Origin of the sequence: Bacillus sp. FJAT-27986 (genome assembly GCF_001685035.1) — a bacterium.
Taxonomy (GTDB): Bacteria; Bacillota; Bacilli; order Bacillales; family Pradoshiaceae; genus Pradoshia.
Window position 1 is genome coordinate 115386 of record NZ_MAYV01000018.1, and the last position, 16528, is coordinate 131913.

Consider the following 16528-nt stretch of genomic DNA (forward strand, 5'->3'; position numbering starts at 1 on the left):
AAATCTATAAATTTAAGTATAACTATCCAGAAGTTAATTAACAAATCATCCTACTATTAATTTTCAGATAATTTGACCTCTTATTAACGATTATTAACTGGTATATATTTTTGCATTCCTGGTCCCACATATTCAGCACGCGGGCGAATCAATCGGTTGTTTTCATATTGCTCCAGAATATGGGCAATCCATCCTGACATACGGCTAACCGCAAAGATAGGTGTAAATAAATCATGATCAATCCCCAGACTGTGGTATACAGAAGCAGAATAAAAATCTACATTTGGAGGAAGCGGTTTTTTTGAAGTAACTAGCTCTTCAATTTTGGAAGATATTTCATACCACTTCGGTTCACCCGTTAAGTTCGTGAGTCTTTGGGACATTTCACGAAGATGCTTTGCACGTGGATCTCCTTTTCTGTAGACACGATGTCCAAAGCCCATTATCTTTTCTTTATTTGCTAATTTATTACTTATATAGCTATCAACATTTTCAACAGAGCCTATTTCAGATAGCATTTTCATAACTGCTTCATTAGCCCCGCCATGCAATGGTCCCTTTAAGGCACCAATTGCTGCTGTGACACCCGAATAAATATCCGACAATGTAGCTACACATACACGCGCAGTAAATGTAGATGCATTTAATTCATGGTCCGCATGTAAAACTAATGCTTTGTTAAATGCCTCAATTTCAATCTGTTCAGGTTCTTTGCCATTCAGCATATAAAGAAAATTCTGTGCATAGCCAAAATCTTTACGTGGCGCAATAGGTTCTTCGCCTTTACGAATGCGTGAAAAAGCCGTCACAATGGATAGGATTTTAGCTTGCAAACGTATTGCTTTTCTGAAATTTGCTTCTTCATCCATAATATCGGCTTCCTCATCATATAACCCCAATAAAGATACAGCTGTTCTTAATGCTCCCATTGGATGAATCGTATCAATCGGATACATTTTGAAATGTTCAATCATTTCATTAGGAAGTCCTGCATTTGCAGCAAGTTGATTCTTCAAATCTTCCAATTCTAGCTTGTTGGGTAATCTGCGATGCCATAACAAATAAATAACCTCTTCGAAACTTGCGTTTTCAGCCAAATCATCGATATCATAACCGACATATGTCAATGTGTCATCGATAATAGAACTGATTGAAGATGATGTAGCCACTACTCCTTCAAGACCCTTTGTAACAGACATGGTTTTTCTCTCCTTTGCTAGAAATCTCCCCTATGTTCCTGATTTTGGTTGACGAATTGGGTTACCGCTTCACTGTAATGTATGTATTGCCTATATGCTTTCATCACATTTATATCTCTTACTTGTAAGTAAGCGTTATCATAAGAGCGTAAATTTCACCCAGCATCTCCCTCGTTGAACGATTGCTCAGAATAACAATAGATTTCACAAGAAATTTTTTACAAATCTGTGAAATCTATGCCCTGTTTTCAATTATAAACAATTATTTAAAATTTGTGAAACAAAAACACCTTATAAAAATCCAAAAGTATTTTATCTTAATAATTATCTGAAAAAATCAATAAGCTGCATGGCAAGATATGCAATCCCAGCTCCGATTAATGGACCTACTGCTACCCCATTAAAAAGACCGACAGCTAGGATCGTTCCAAAAACGAGTGCCACCGTAATATGAGGATCACTTACCAAAAGCTGCACACCATTCTTCGCAATTAATGCAACGGCTATTCCAGATAACATAGCAATCCAGGCATACGGCGATTTCATTGCTTCCGTCAGTTGCTTAAACCCTATATGGCCTGTGGCAATCGGCACTAATACAGCAATGGTAATAATCGTAACACCCCAATTAATCCCCTTAGACTGAATATAACTGAACATTTTTCCATCTAAACCGACAATTTTAAATACAAGCAAAAAAAGAACTGCAAATGTAAGGGAACTGTTTTTCGCAAATATCCCTATCGCCAAAAGAATAACTAAAAATATGTATGGACCATACATGATGTTTCATCCTTCCTGTTGAAAATGTATATCAAGTATAAAAAGACTGATAATTTCAAAAAATACCACTTGTGGTTAATATATGAACTTTCTTTTAATGATCTTAAAGAATATAATTAAATTCAGAAAGCCAAATAAAGGAGGCTTATATGAACCTTGAACACCTTTATAGAGTTTTACGCTTCTTAGTCGTTATTATCGGGATTTATCTATCCGTTTATTTACTGCTTATCATAGCTAAATATACATACCCATTTATCATAGGTTTTTCGTTTGCCTACTTGCTTAAACCTTTTGTTACGTTCTTAACGAATAAACTTAAAATACCAAAAAGTTTATCTGTTATTCTCTCTATGCTTGTTACGGTTGCGCTTATTGCTGGTTTGATTACCTTTCTTGTAGCTGAAATGGTTGCCGGGATAACCTATCTGTCAGAAGCATTGCCTGAACATTTAAATACGATGGTAGTATATACACAAAATTACATTACAAATCACTTCATCCCATTCTACGAGAAAATCATATCCTTCTTTAATACTCTTGATACAGGGCAACAGGATACCATTTTGTCAAATATAGAACAGCTAGGGAAAGAAGCTGGTAATACCATTGTGTCGATTCTACAATCGTTTTTAGCTTTTTTGCCTGTTGTTATTGGCTGGCTTCCAAGTGTAGGAACAGGGGCTATCTTTACTTTACTGGCCACATTTTTTATTGCGAAGGAATGGGATAGATTTATTAATTACAGTAAAAAAATGCTACCGAATAAAACCATGTACAATCTTAAGAACGTCATGAAAGAGTTGGAGAAAGCATTATTCGGTTTTATAAGAGCACAGCTGACGTTAATATCAATAACAGCCTTAATTGTTCTGGTTGGTTTATTAATTCTGCGGGTTGATTATGCCATTACAATCGCCCTTATAATTGGATTTGTTGATTTATTGCCCTATCTGGGTACAGGTTTAGTTTTCGTTCCATGGATTATATACGAGTTGATTATCGGCAACTTCGGATTTGCACTTGGTCTTGGTATTTTATATACGGTAGTGATTGTTCAAAGGCAATTCATGGAACCGAAAATCCTTTCCTCAAGCATCGGTCTGGATCCATTGGCTACTTTAGTTGCTATCTTTGTCGGATTTAAGCTAATTGGGTTTTTAGGTTTTATTTTAGGTCCCATTATCTTAGTGATATTGAGTACATTATATAAATTGCATATCCTTCATGATTTAAAAGATTATATTATGGGAATTCAGCCCCCTCCTCCTAAATAAAAGGAGGAGGCTGCATCCAACGATTTTTCCATCGTCAGAAGCAGCCCCTCATTTATCGAATAATCGTAATCGTTTTGCGTGATTTACTCATATACTTTGTAAGCAGTGCATAGAGGATTGGCTTAAAGGCTTTCCTTGTAAATGGCATTAGCAGCAGGAACCCCACTATATCACTGATAAAACCAGGCAGTAATAACAGGAAGCCTCCAATTAGAATACAGATCCCGCTGTATACTTCTTCACCGGGCATAAATCCTTTACTCATCTGGTCCTTTGCGCGCTGGATGATCTGCAAGCCTTGTTTCTTGGCCAAGAATACTCCGATGATCCCAGTAAAAAAGATGAGGAAAACCGTCCAGCCAATACCCAAATAAGAACCCGACACCAACAAAACAATAATTTCAATAATTGGTATCAGAATGAAAAATATGGTTGAGAGCTTCATTAGGAACCTCCTTATTGCAAAGTGTCTGGCATTTTCCTTTAGTTTAGCATAATTGATAGAAGTGGATAGAAAAAAGAGCTGTTTAAATTAGCAAACAGCTAAGCAAACAGCTCCATCATGTTTATTACAGAATTCCTGTATTACCTTCGTAAATACGGCCGCTTCGGCTATCTACAGTAATAACCTGGTTGTCCTGTAACACTGTTGTAGCATTTTCAAATCCAACAATAACCGGAATACCCTGGCTTAAACCAACTACTGCAGCATGGCTTGTTAAACCGCCTTCTACAGTTACCAATGCTGCGCATTTTTCAATCGCTGGCATCATATCTTTGTCCGTTGCATTTGTAACTAAAATACAACCTTCTTTTGCTTTAGCAATCGCTTCTTCAGCGTTGTTAGCAATAACTACACGGCCTGAAGCAGACTTTCTTCCAATTCCTTGAGCACTTGCTAAAACAGAACCAATCAAGTGGATTTTCATAATATTAGTTGTGCCTGATTCATTCACTGGTACACCCGCTGTGATAATAACCAATTCACCAGGTTTTACTAAGTTTTTCTCAGTTGCTGCTTGAACTGCATTTTCAAGCATATCATCTGTAGTAGTAGTACTAGTTCCTAGAATTGGATATACACCAGATACCAACGCTAATCTTCTCATCACTCTTTCATCAGATGTGATTGCGATGATAGGTGTTTTAGGACGGTAACGGGAAATTACACGTGCTGTTGATCCACTTTGTGTCGGTGTAATAATAGCTGAAACATTTAAGTTTAATGCTGTATGTGCTACAGATTGCCCAATTGCATCAGTTACATTATAATCATGATCTTTACTGCGGGCAGAAAGAATTGCTTTATAATTTAAAGCTGTTTCTGCTTTACTAGCAATGTTGTGCATAGTTTGAACAGCTTCAACTGGATATTGGCCAGCTGCTGTTTCACCTGAAAGCATGATTGCATCTGTTCCATCAAAAATTGCATTCGCTACGTCACTTGCTTCCGCACGAGTTGGACGAGGATTACGTTGCATTGAATCTAACATTTGCGTTGCTGTAATAACCGGTTTACCCACTGTATTGCAGCGTTTAATTAAATCTTTTTGAACAAGAGGTACATCTTCGGCAGGAATTTCAACGCCAAGGTCCCCACGCGCAACCATTAAACCATCAGAAACCGCTAAGATCTCTTCAATATTTTCTACACCTTCGTGGTTTTCGATTTTCGGGATGATTTGGATATGACCTGCATTATGATTTTCAAGCAATTCTCTGATTTCAAGAACGTCCGCTCCTCTTCTTACAAAGGAAGCTGCAATGAAATCAACATCTTCTTGAATACCGAATACGATATCTTCCGCATCTTTTTGTGTAATTCCTGGTAATTTGACAGAAACTCCTGGTACGTTAACACCTTTTTTATTCTTAATCATTCCTGTGTTAAGAACTTTTGTATAGATTTCTTTTTTATCTTTATCTAAACCAGTTACTTCAAGACCAATTAAACCATCATCAACAAGGATTCTGGATCCTTCATGAACATCATCAATTAAGCCTTCATAAGTGATTGAGAATTTCTCCGGAGTACCAAGTACTTCAGTCATAGAAATGGTAACATCTTGACCTGCTACTAATTCGAACCCACCATTTTCCATGTTGTGAGTGCGAATTTCCGGTCCTTTTGTATCAAGTAAAATCCCAACTGTTTTACCAGTTTCTTCTGCAGCCTGGCGAATAGTTTGAATTCTTGCACGGTGCTCTTCATGGCTACCATGAGAAAAGTTTAGACGGGCAACATTCATTCCTGCTTCCATTAATGCTTTTAACTTTTCTAATGATTCACTGGCTGGTCCAATTGTACATACGATTTTTGTTTTACGCACGTTGTATCCTCCTATTTACTATTTCTTAATTAAATTGAAAGCTCCTGAGATAATTCATACATTTTTTTGTCAACCACATGAGGTATCTTTAATGCCTCAATAATGTCATAATCAACCAATTTATTGTTAACGATCCCTACTGCGCGGCCGCCTTTTCCATCAAGGAGCAATTCAACTGCATTAGCAGCCAATCGACTGGCTAATACGCGATCTGTCGCTGTTGGTGATCCACCGCGCTGAACATGTCCTAGAACTGTCACACGCGTTTCGAAGCCAGTGCGTTTCTGGATATCTTCACCGATTTCCATACCACTGCCAACACCTTCAGCAACAATAATAATACTATGTTTCTTTCCTCTATCATGCCCACGCTTCAGCTTATTAATGATATCATTCATATCATAGTTTTCTTCGGGGATAAGAATAGATTCCGCTCCGCCTGCAAGTCCTGCCCATAGTGCAAGATCTCCGGCATTTCTTCCCATTACCTCAATAACGTATGTTCTTTCGTGTGAAGTAGCTGTATCTCTGATTTTATCAATAGAATCAATAACGGTATTCAAGGCAGTATCGAATCCAATTGTGAATTCGGTTCCTGGAATATCATTATCAATCGTGCCCGGTACACCTATACATGGAAATCCATGTTCTGTTAAAGCTTTGGCTCCACGATAAGAACCATCTCCACCTATAACAACAAGTCCTTCAATTCCAAATTTCTTCAATTGTTCTATACCTTGCAATTGAACATCTCTTTCCTTGAATTCCGGACAACGAGCCGTATACAGCATCGTTCCGCCTCTATGTATAATATCTCCTACAGATCCGATCTCAAGCTTTTTTATGTTCCCATTTAAAAGACCTTGGTATCCGTTGTAAATCCCATAAACCTCAATATTATGGTAAATCGCTTTTCTTACAACGGCACGTACTGCGGCATTCATGCCTGGTGAATCTCCCCCACTTGTTAATACACCTATTCTTTTCATGATATCACCCCAAGTTTAGTATTATCTTCATTGAGTACACATCTGTTTATAGCATCTGTATATAGACAGACAGAAACACAATCACGAAATATAGTTGTTTCCGTTTATTCATAATCGCATCCTTATTCTATGATAACAAAATCCTTTCGTAAAGCCCTTTGTACCAAGGAATTTTATATGAAAACGCTATCACATTGAGAGATTCTCATTATTATCAAGGGATTAAAAAAAATTGTACATCGTGTGTATTTTTCCCTATTGAACAAAAAAGAAACGTACATTTTCATGTACGTTTAATGATTCTTTACAAATTGAGTCGAAAATCCGTACTTGCCAATATTTTTATATTTTTCATATCTTTTATTGACTAGCTCTTCCTCACTCATATTTTTTAATGTATCAAGCGAATTTTTTAATATTTTATCAATCTCTTCAGCCTGATCTTTAACCGAGCGATGAGCACCGCCAAGTACTTCAGGAATAATTTGATCTATAATGCCTAACTCTTTTAAATCTGGTGCCGTAATTTTCATGGATTCCGCTGCCTTCTTTGCCATGGATGCATCTTTCCAGAGGATGGATGCAGCTCCTTCAGGAGAAATAACTGAGTAAGTTGAATTTTCAAGCATATGAATATGGTCTCCCACACCAAGTGCTAAAGCTCCGCCACTTCCTCCTTCTCCAATTACTATACAAACGATTGGCACCTTTAAACCGGCCATTTCGAATAAATTTCTAGCAATAGCTTCACTTTGACCTCTTTCTTCTGCCGCTTTACCAGGATAGGCTCCCTTTGTATCAATAAAACAAATAATTGGCCTCCTGAATTTTTCCGCTTGCTTCATGAGTCGTAAAGCTTTTCTATATCCTTCTGGATGAGGCATGCCAAAATTCCGTCGTATATTATCCTTTGTATCCTTACCTCGCTGATGACCAATAACAGTCACCGGCATCCCATGATACTTAGCTATGCCGCCCACTATTGCTTCATCATCACCAAAAAGTCGATCCCCATGACATTCAAAGAACGATGTAAATAAGTGTTCTATGTAATCGCAGGTTGTAGGGCGTAATGAGTGCCGGGCTATTTCAACTCGATCCCAAGGCTTAATATCTAGATACAGCTCTTTTTCCAATTGGCCCAAGCGTTCCTCCAGCTTATTAATTTCCTCTGTAAACTCTCCATCAGAGTGTGAAGTCATTTTCTTTAATTCATCTATTTTTTTTTGTAAATCCTGTATTGGTTTTTCAAATGACAATTCACCCGGCATTATTTACTCCCCCCTGATGTATGAATATCGATAATTGCAGCCAGTGTATCTTTCATTTTATTTCTCGGCACTACTGCATCCAGTTGACCATGTTTTAGAAGGAATTCAGCAGTTTGAAAATCTTCCGGTAACTTTTCATGGATTGTTTGCTCGATTATTCGACGGCCGGCAAATCCAATTAAAGCTTTAGGTTCTGCAAGGTTATAATCTCCGAGAGAAGCAAAACTCGCTGATACCCCACCGGTAGTTGGATGAGTCATAACCGATATAATCAAACCGCTATGCTCACTGAAACGTTTTAAGGCTGCACTTGTTTTTGCCATTTGCATGAGACTTATAACTCCCTCTTGCATTCTGGCTCCTCCGGATGCGGTAAATATAATAAAAGGTACCTTTAATTCATCAGCTTTTTCAATGGCCCGGGTTATCTTTTCACCAACTACAGAGCCCATACTGCCCATACGAAATGTAGAGTCCATTACAGCAATCACAGTGGTATGACCACTAATTCGACCTATTCCTGTTACTACAGCTTCATTTTGTTTTGTCTTATTTCGATCTCTATCGAGCTTTTCTGTATAATCGGGAAAGTTCAGTGGATTTTCCGATATCATCCCCCGATCGTACTCCTCAAAAGACCCTTTATCCATTAAATTGCTTAAACGTTCAACTGCACTCATCGGGTGGTGATAACCACATTTAGGACAAACTTTATCATTTTTTAATATTTCTTTAGAGTATTTAATAGTTTTACAAGACGGACATTTCATCATAATTCCTTCAGGCACATCTTGATTTGCTTTATCAGAAGGAATGGTTGCATACTTTTTCTTTTTTGTACGAGAAAACATGTCTTTCAACAAAACTCTCGATCCCCTTTCGTAATACAGTACATCAATGGTTCATAAATAAACCTTACTGATTTTCTCATCAGCCAGTGATTACTGAAACCACCTTGTCCATTATACCTGCCATCCCATCAGATATATACAGACTATGGTAATAGGACAAACTACTTGCACATTATTGAAGTCCTATCTTATCTACATACAAGAAACACATCTTTGAAAAATCATATCCTTACCGACCAATAGGACAAATCATATGCATCTTCATTAACCCTTATGTCTTAGTAAATCTATAAACCTTAATTGCAAGCAATGGAAAGTTTATAAAATTGGCCTTATATAGTTTACAAAACGTACCTATATAAGGCCAATATACTACAGATATCTATTATTCACTTTTCGCAGTAGCTCTGATTTTTGTATCATATATTTCAAGTGCTTGATCTTTTTCCCCGTTTTCCATTAAAGCAGCTAAAATAATATATTGCTTTCGGTCTTGAATGGAGAATTCATAGCCAGATGCTTTACAGTAACTGTTTACCGTTTTCCAAATTCTTTCCATCAATCGATTGTCAGTCAAACTGGCTAATTGAGAGAAGTAAGCCTCGTCCGTAAATGAGTTGGTTCTAGCCCAATTATATAGATCTTTAATAGTCTCAGGATTTTTACGGTTGTATTCGGACATTATACGTATACAATCTTTTTCTAACAACAATTTCACTTCAATCAAATCTTCTTTTGTTTTACCTTCTAAAATGAAAAATGAGCCAAGTAATTCAACAAGCTTATGCTCTTGAAAATCATGAATGAATGTTCCTTCTCCTCTTCTTGTTTCAATCAATCCCAAAAGCTCCAACGCTCTTAAAGCTTCTCTGACTGAGGAACGGCCAACATTTAAGCGGTCAGACAGCTCCCGTTCAGAGGGGATTTTATCACCTGGAACAAGATGATCCTCTTCAATCATTCTTTGCAGCTTGCGAACTATTTCTAAATATACTTTTGGCTGTCCTTCAGTTTGTAATTCCATCTGTCATCACTCACTTTTTCCAATGGATGATAGTAATTCTGTCTTCTTTCTGATTTCTTCCGGATCAACTTTTAATCTTGCAACCCCTGTTTCCATCGCCGCTTTTGCTACTGCAGCAGCTACTGCCGGAGCAACTCGCGGGTCAAAAGGAGCAGGGATTACATAATCCGTTTGCAGCTCTTCATCTGTAATTAGATTTGCAATCGCCTCAACGGCTGCAACTTTCATTTTCTCATTAATATGAGTTGCTCTTACATCCAGAGCCCCTCGAAAAATTCCCGGAAAGGCTAAAACATTGTTTACCTGGTTGGGGAAATCGGATCTACCAGTTCCTACGACTGCCGCACCTGCTTCTTTAGCCAATTCCGGCATAATTTCGGGAACTGGATTGGCCATCGCAAAAATGACTGGATCTGAGGCCATTGATTTAATCATTTCAGGAGTTAGCGCGCCTGCAACCGAAACACCGATAAAAACATCTGCATCTTTAATGACGTCCTCAAGACTGCCTTCCAAATGATCACGATTTGTATATTTAGCCACCTCTGCTTTTACAGCATTCATACCATATGGGCGTTCTTCATAAATCGCACCCTTGCTATCACACATAATTAAATCGCGTACACCAAAGTGATATAGTAGCTTAATAATGGCAATACCGGCAGCACCAGCGCCATTTGCAACCACTTTAATCTCAGACATTTTCTTATTGGAAAGCTTCAAGGCATTAACAAGACCTGCAACCGTTACAATTGCTGTACCGTGCTGATCGTCATGGAAAACAGGGATATTCGTTTCTTTTTTCAATCTTTCTTCAATGACAAAACAATTTGGAGCCGCAATATCTTCTAAATTAATTCCGCCAAAAGTTGGTTCAAGTAATTTTACTGTCTCCACAATTTTATCTACGTCGTTCGTATTTAGACAGATTGGAAAAGCATCGACTCCTGCAAACCCCTTAAATAATAATGCTTTTCCTTCCATCACAGGGAGGGCAGCTTCCGGACCAATATTGCCGAGTCCAAGCACTGCTGTACCATCTGATACTACGGCTACCATATTGCCCTTGAAAGTATATTCATATACTGTTTCCGGTTTATCATGTATAGCTTTACACGGTTCAGCTACACCTGGAGAATATGCCAGGCTTAAATCGTGTGCATTCCGCAGAGGTACCTTGGCCACTGTTTCCAATTTCCCCTTATTTAAACGGTGCATATGCAACGCTTCTTCTCTTAAAGTCAATTACCCACACCCCACTTTTTATCATACGATACATTTTATCCCACTTCTGGTATGACCAAAATTATACTGTAAATATATCACAATATTCTGTCTTGTACATAGTTAATCTTCTTTAATCAGGACATTTCCTTCTCCTATAATTCTTTCTAAATCTTTCAGTAGGGCGGGAGTAGGGTTCACCCAGTTTTCCTTGGATAATTGAATAGTTTTTGTATCTTTTTCGTAATATATATACACCTTTGTGTTCCCACGATATTGAATCAAAACATTACGAATAGCTGTTAAGGTTTTATTGGTTTGAACATTTGGAGCAACCTTAATATAGACGGATTTAAAAAGTTCCTTTATTTTCGGTATATCATTCTCTAAATCATAAAGATTTTGTGTGATAAATTGTTTCTTCCCATTGCGCTCCTCCAGCTTTCCTTCTATTAAAACTAAATTTCCTTCTTTTAAAATGGATGAATATTGCTTGTACACATTTGGAAAAGTAACCCCTTCCATATCACCCGTTTCATCACTTAGAAGCAGAAAAGCCATATTTTCGCCTTTCTTTGTACGGATCAGTTTAACAGATTGAATATAAGCACCAACAAATCCTGTTGAATTCAGTGGAAAATTGGACAGAGGAAGTGCTCCTGCATGTTTTAATAAAGGTCTTGAACCGCTGATTGGGTGGTCGGATAAATATAAGCCGAGAACTTCTTTTTCTTTTTGTAACTTTTTGTCCGTTGGCATCGGGTCGACTACTACATATTTCGGTTTAATGAACATATCATCAGCATCAAAAAAACCAACTTCTCCTGAATCAGGACGAACCAATTCAGCATGCTCCAGTGCCACATCTATGCTTGCCAAAATACTTGCACGATCCATTTTAAACTCGTCAAATGCACCCGCGTAACATAAATTTTCCAATACTTTTCTGTTTATGATACGGGAAGGAATACGTATACAAACATCAAATAGATCTTCAAATGGGCCATTTTTACGAGCTGCAACCAGTTCTTTTAAGACGGAAGCTCCAATGCCCTTCACAGCTGCCAGACTGTAACGCACCCCTTTATCTCCTTCAAGAATAAACGGGAAATGACTTTTATTGATTGATGGCGGATAGACTATATAATCTTTTGACTTTAATTCCTGAACGTATTGAGCTATTTTATCATCGTTTCCAATTACAGATGTCATCAACCCTGCCATAAAGCTGCGCAAATAATTTGCCTTTAAATAGGCTAACTGATATGCAATTAGGCTGTAAGCGACTGCATGACTCCTATTAAACCCATAATTTGCGAACCGGACGATTAAGTCATATACTTCATTTGCCGTATGCTGTTCGTGCCCTCTAGCCATAGCCCCTTTTACAAAATGAGCTCTTTGTTCATCGAGAACGTCTTTTTTCTTCTTACTTACAGCTCTTCTCAGCAAATCAGCTTCTCCTAAGCTGAAACCGGCCATTGTCGAAGCAATCTGGATTATTTGTTCCTGATACACAATGATCCCGTAGGTAGGCTTCAGAATTGTTTCCAATTCAGTAATAGGAAAAGTAATAGGTTCAATTCCATGTTTACGATTTATGAATGTCGGGATATTATCCATAGGGCCCGGCCTATACAGGGCATTGACCGCTACCAAATCCTCAAAAACAGTGGGTTTTAGCTTTTTAAGGACATTTTGCATGCCAGCTGATTCAAACTGAAAAATCCCTGATGTTAGTCCCTTACTTAATAACTCAAATGTGGCCGTGTCATCCAATGGAATCTGACTTAACTGAATCTTCTTACCCGATGAACGATTTACCTGTCTCACAATCTGATCAAGCAAAGTTAAATTTCGGAGTCCGAGAAAATCCATTTTCAAAAGACCAATTTCTTCTAAAATTTCCATCGGGAACTGGGTCAAATAAACACCCTCATGCCCTTCCTGAATCGGAATTAAATCGGTCAGCGGTTGATCGGTAATAATTACCCCTGCGGCATGTATGGATGTATGTCTTGGAAGCCCTTCCCACTTCTTGGCGATTTCAAAAATCCGCTTATGAAGTGCAGATTCTGCAATCCATGTACGGAAACGGCTGGATTCAGAATGCGCCAATTGTATGGTCAGTCCGTTAATAGGAGGAAGCGAACGAGATAGCTGGTCCAACTCCTTCGTGTTCAATCCACAAACTCTGCCCGCATCCCGCAAAGCGGCCTTTGCTCCAAATGTACCAAAGGTTATAATTTGTGCCACATGAATGGGTCCATATTTCTTTGCTACGTACCGTATCATTTCTTCTCTGCGATTGTCTGGAAAGTCGATATCTATATCAGGCATCGTAATCCTTTCCGGATTCAGAAACCTTTCAAACAATAGATTGTATTCAATAGGATCGACATTGGTAATTCCAAGCACATAAGCAACCATCGAACCTGCAGCAGATCCACGTCCAGGACCTGTTAATATCCCTTGTTTATTAGCATGATTCATAAAGTCCCAGACAATCAGGAAATAGTCACTGAACCCCATATCAGCAATTACAGTTAATTCATATTCCAATCGTTCAAAGTGCTTTTTATCGGGAGTTGGATAACGCTTGGCAAATCCTTTTTTGCAAATCTCTATCAAATATTGATGTGCGGACAAATCATTAGGAACGGGATACTTTGGAAGTAATTTTTGATTAAACTCTAAGTTTACACAGCATTCTTTGGCTATTTGAATCGTATTTTCAAGAGCAGCCACATCGGATGAGTACCACTCCATCATTTCAGAACGGCTCGCAAAATGCTTCCTTTCATTCTCAGACAACTCGATTTTATCCAATTCTTCTATCTTTATATTATCTTTTAAACAAGTCAATGCTTGATAAGCCAGTGAATCTTCTGGCTTCAAATAACAAATATGGTGAGCTGCAACAAGCTGGGTGTTCGTTTTGTCAGCCAGTTGTTTGATCTTCGCCCTCTCCATTCCTTCCGTAGACGGTTTAGGCAATGAAAGATAAAAAGATTGATTACCAAACAAGGTTTTATATTTCAAGAGGACTTTTTCTGCAGCTTGCTCATTGTGGAAAAGTGTACTTTCAATTTCACCTTCTATTCCCGGTGTAATGGCAATGAGGCCTCTTGCATATCCTTTCAACCATCTGAATGGCAAACCATCAGGAGACTTCGTTTGAATTGCACTCGATATCTTCATTAGGTTATGATATCCTTCATTATTTTTAGCCAGCAAAATAAGAGGATAACTTTTATGCTCTTCATCATCAAATATATCTGCAGTCAAACCTATGATTGGCTTGATTCCCTGTTCCATGCATTCCTTGTAAAAAGACACAGCCCCATACATAACATTTCGATCTGTTAATGCGATACTGCTGAAACCATTATTCTTTGCCGAGGTAACGATATCCCTGATTGATAACGTACTCTCCAGAAGACTATACGCGCTATATACATGAAGATGGATTAATGACATTCTTTCGTCACATCCTTGTTATCATTTTTGTATTTAGGAGAAATTCTCTCTTATTCTCTATTATAGAAGTCCAATGCTCAAAAAGAAAATATGTTCGATGCAAGTTGAAAAACTTTTTAGCCTAATTACATATTACTCATCCCTCCCTCATATATATGTAAAAAACAAAAAGGACGAGGTAAATGAACCAGGCTTTCTTACCAGCATTTATAAACAGTTTCTTCATTTCATTTGGCGTACTGCTTGGCGGATCTTTGATCGGTGGACTGGCTGCTTTCATAACAGGTCAACCCCCATTAACTCAAGTGTTTCGCCTATCCGAGGGTTTAAGAATTTGGGCTATTGTGGCAGCTATTGGCGGAACTTTCGATGCGGTCTATTCATTTGAACGAGGAATCTTTCATGGTGCGACAAAAGATTTATTCAAACAAATCCTGATTATTATTTCAGCCCTTGGAGGAGCTCAAGCCGGTGCTCTCATTATCCAATGGCTGACACAGGAGCAGTTAAATCCATGAGAATCCCTCCATATTATCGAAATCCCTTATGGCAACGCTTTTTCGCAGGAGTTATTATAGGGGCGATCATAAGCTGGGGGCTTTTTTTGTATATGTTCGGTGATCTGCAGGAAAAGCAAATTCAGTTAATAGAAACACAGCAGGATGCTATTAAAGATTTACACGATGAGCTTGAAATATGGCAAAATGAATACGAAATTTTAAATAAAAAAAATGAGAGTAAATTACTCGTACAGGAAGTAACCGTTCATATTACAAACTATAAAAAATACAGATTGGATCCACTCAGTATTTTTGAGGTAGAGCAAAGTATTAAGAAAGATTTCGAAAGCTTATTAGGTAAGGATTTGGAAAGTGTGAGTCATGGAAAAGAACTCCTTAAAAGAGCAATTATTAATAAGAATATCAAATTAAACGGCAGGCACTATCAATTGGAAGTCCAGGAATTAATTCTATACACGCATATCGAAATTTCATTGTCGCTCAAACAAATTTAAGAACAGCCGGGTACTCCTCTGGGTACCTGGCTGTTCCACTTAATTATTTGGATCCATAGTTGGAACAAACCTGTACGAGATCTGCAAGGACATTATTCATGTCCTCCCAATTGTAAATGGTTGCGCCAGATGCTAAGGGATGCCCGCCTCCATTATATTTCATAGCTACACCATTAATAACAGGGCCTTTTGATCTGAGACGAACTCGAATTTCATCATTTTCTTCAATGAAAAATACCCATGCCTTGATTCCCTTTACAGATCCCAAAGTACTGACAAGTGAAGATGCTCCGGAGGATTTTACACCAAATCGTTCCATGACTTCCTTCGTAATTACGACTACCCCAACTCCTGAATCAATTATTTTAAAGTTTTCAAAAACATAGCCATTCAAACGAACGACCGCTTCATCAACATCATACATACCATCGTATATATCCGTGCGATTAAATCCGTACTGAATAAGCTCGCCGGCATACAGAAATGTTTTATCGGTAGTACTTGGATATAAAAATCTACCCGTATCACCTACGATTCCTGCATATAATAATCGCGCTGCCTCCTGATTCATTCGTAATCCTTTATCCTTACCGTACTCATATAATTCATAAATCATTTCACTGCAAGAGCTTGCTGATGTATCAACCCACAAAAAATCTCCGTAAGGATCCTCATTTGGATGATGATCTATTTTAATCAAAAGATCCCCCCTCGTATACCGTTGATCACAGACCCTTTCCTGATTGGCTGTATCACAAACAATCACTAATGCTCCTTCATATGCTTCATCCGGAATCACATCAAGTCGCTTTAGAAAATGTAAAGATTCCTCTTCTTGACCAACCATGAATACTTGTTTTTCTGGAAAGGAATATTTAATGATTTCTCCCAATCCACATTGTGATCCATATGCATCAGGGTCTGGCCGAACATGTCTGTGCAGAATAATCGTATTGTATTTTTTGATTGCATCTATAATCTGTTCCTTCATCACTTTTCTCCCTTTATCTTTTGTATTTTTTATGTATGGTCATGCATATGATACCCGCAACCAAGGATAAGGAATCGAATTCCAAATTGGTACA

14 protein-coding genes are annotated in these 16528 nt (G+C 38.0%); 3 read left to right on the forward strand and 11 right to left on the reverse strand.

From position 1 onward, the window contains the following. Positions 1-83 precede the first annotated feature (83 nt). Both citZ and A8L44_RS16320 read right to left on the reverse strand, forming a co-directional pair. The gene (gene citZ, locus A8L44_RS16315) at positions 84-1199 is read right to left on the reverse strand and encodes a citrate synthase (RefSeq protein ID WP_066108903.1); all 1116 of its coding nucleotides are present in this window, start codon (positions 1197-1199) and stop codon (positions 84-86) included. Positions 1200-1523: 324 nt separating this feature from the next. Beyond that, on the reverse strand, positions 1524-1982 hold the full coding sequence (locus A8L44_RS16320; protein ID WP_066108905.1) for a DUF441 domain-containing protein: 459 nt from the start codon (positions 1980-1982) through the stop codon (positions 1524-1526). Positions 1983-2131: 149 nt separating this feature from the next. Here A8L44_RS16320 and ytvI point away from each other — a divergent pair, with 149 nt between their 5' ends. Further along, positions 2132-3259, forward strand: a complete 1128-nt coding sequence (gene ytvI, locus A8L44_RS16325) for a sporulation integral membrane protein YtvI (protein WP_066108908.1) — start codon at positions 2132-2134, stop codon at positions 3257-3259. A gap of 52 nt (positions 3260-3311) precedes the next feature. Here the strand turns inward: ytvI and A8L44_RS16330 are convergent, their stop codons facing one another. The 8 genes from A8L44_RS16330 to dnaE all read right to left on the reverse strand — a co-directional run bounded on the left by A8L44_RS16330 (position 3312) and on the right by dnaE (position 14428). After that, a complete protein-coding gene (locus A8L44_RS16330; RefSeq protein ID WP_066108911.1) occupies positions 3312-3704 on the reverse strand; it encodes an FxsA family protein in 393 nt (130 codons plus the stop codon). 124 nt (positions 3705-3828) lie between these two features. Then, on the reverse strand, positions 3829-5589 hold the full coding sequence (gene pyk, locus A8L44_RS16335) for a pyruvate kinase (protein ID WP_066108914.1): 1761 nt from the start codon (positions 5587-5589) through the stop codon (positions 3829-3831). Between the two features lie 29 nt (positions 5590-5618). Further along, positions 5619-6578, reverse strand: a complete 960-nt coding sequence (gene pfkA, locus A8L44_RS16340; protein WP_066108917.1) for a 6-phosphofructokinase — start codon at positions 6576-6578, stop codon at positions 5619-5621. 293 nt (positions 6579-6871) lie between these two features. Continuing rightward, the gene (gene accA, locus A8L44_RS16345; protein ID WP_066108919.1) at positions 6872-7849 is read right to left on the reverse strand and encodes an acetyl-CoA carboxylase carboxyl transferase subunit alpha; all 978 of its coding nucleotides are present in this window, start codon (positions 7847-7849) and stop codon (positions 6872-6874) included. Next, positions 7849-8712, reverse strand: a complete 864-nt coding sequence (accD, locus tag A8L44_RS16350) for an acetyl-CoA carboxylase, carboxyltransferase subunit beta (protein ID WP_066108920.1) — start codon at positions 8710-8712, stop codon at positions 7849-7851. The genes accA and accD overlap by 1 nt, the downstream gene beginning before the upstream one ends. Before the next feature lie 373 nt (positions 8713-9085). Further along, positions 9086-9724 carry a FadR/GntR family transcriptional regulator gene (locus A8L44_RS16355; protein ID WP_066108923.1) on the reverse strand — a complete coding sequence of 213 codons (639 nt, stop codon included), beginning with the start codon at positions 9722-9724 and terminating at the stop codon, positions 9086-9088. A 6-nt stretch (positions 9725-9730) separates the two neighbouring features. Next, positions 9731-10969, reverse strand: a complete 1239-nt coding sequence (locus A8L44_RS16360) for an NAD(P)-dependent malic enzyme (protein WP_066108928.1) — start codon at positions 10967-10969, stop codon at positions 9731-9733. 102 nt (positions 10970-11071) lie between these two features. Continuing rightward, entirely contained in the window at positions 11072-14428 is a 3357-nt protein-coding gene (gene dnaE / locus A8L44_RS16365) for a DNA polymerase III subunit alpha (protein ID WP_066108931.1), read from the reverse strand. 182 nt (positions 14429-14610) lie between these two features. On the opposite strand from dnaE, the gene A8L44_RS16370 reads away from it, so the two are divergent. Next, the gene (locus A8L44_RS16370; protein WP_066108934.1) at positions 14611-14946 is read left to right on the forward strand and encodes a YtrH family sporulation protein; all 336 of its coding nucleotides are present in this window, start codon (positions 14611-14613) and stop codon (positions 14944-14946) included. Further along, positions 14943-15443, forward strand: coding sequence for a sporulation membrane protein YtrI (gene ytrI, locus A8L44_RS16375; protein WP_066108937.1), 501 nt, complete (start codon positions 14943-14945; stop codon positions 15441-15443). Before A8L44_RS16370 ends, ytrI begins: the two co-directional genes overlap by 4 nt. A gap of 43 nt (positions 15444-15486) precedes the next feature. Here ytrI and A8L44_RS16380 read toward each other — a convergent pair whose 3' ends face one another. Next, a complete protein-coding gene (locus tag A8L44_RS16380; RefSeq protein ID WP_066108940.1) occupies positions 15487-16434 on the reverse strand; it encodes a DHH family phosphoesterase in 948 nt (315 codons plus the stop codon). Between the last annotated feature and the right edge of the window lie 94 nt (positions 16435-16528).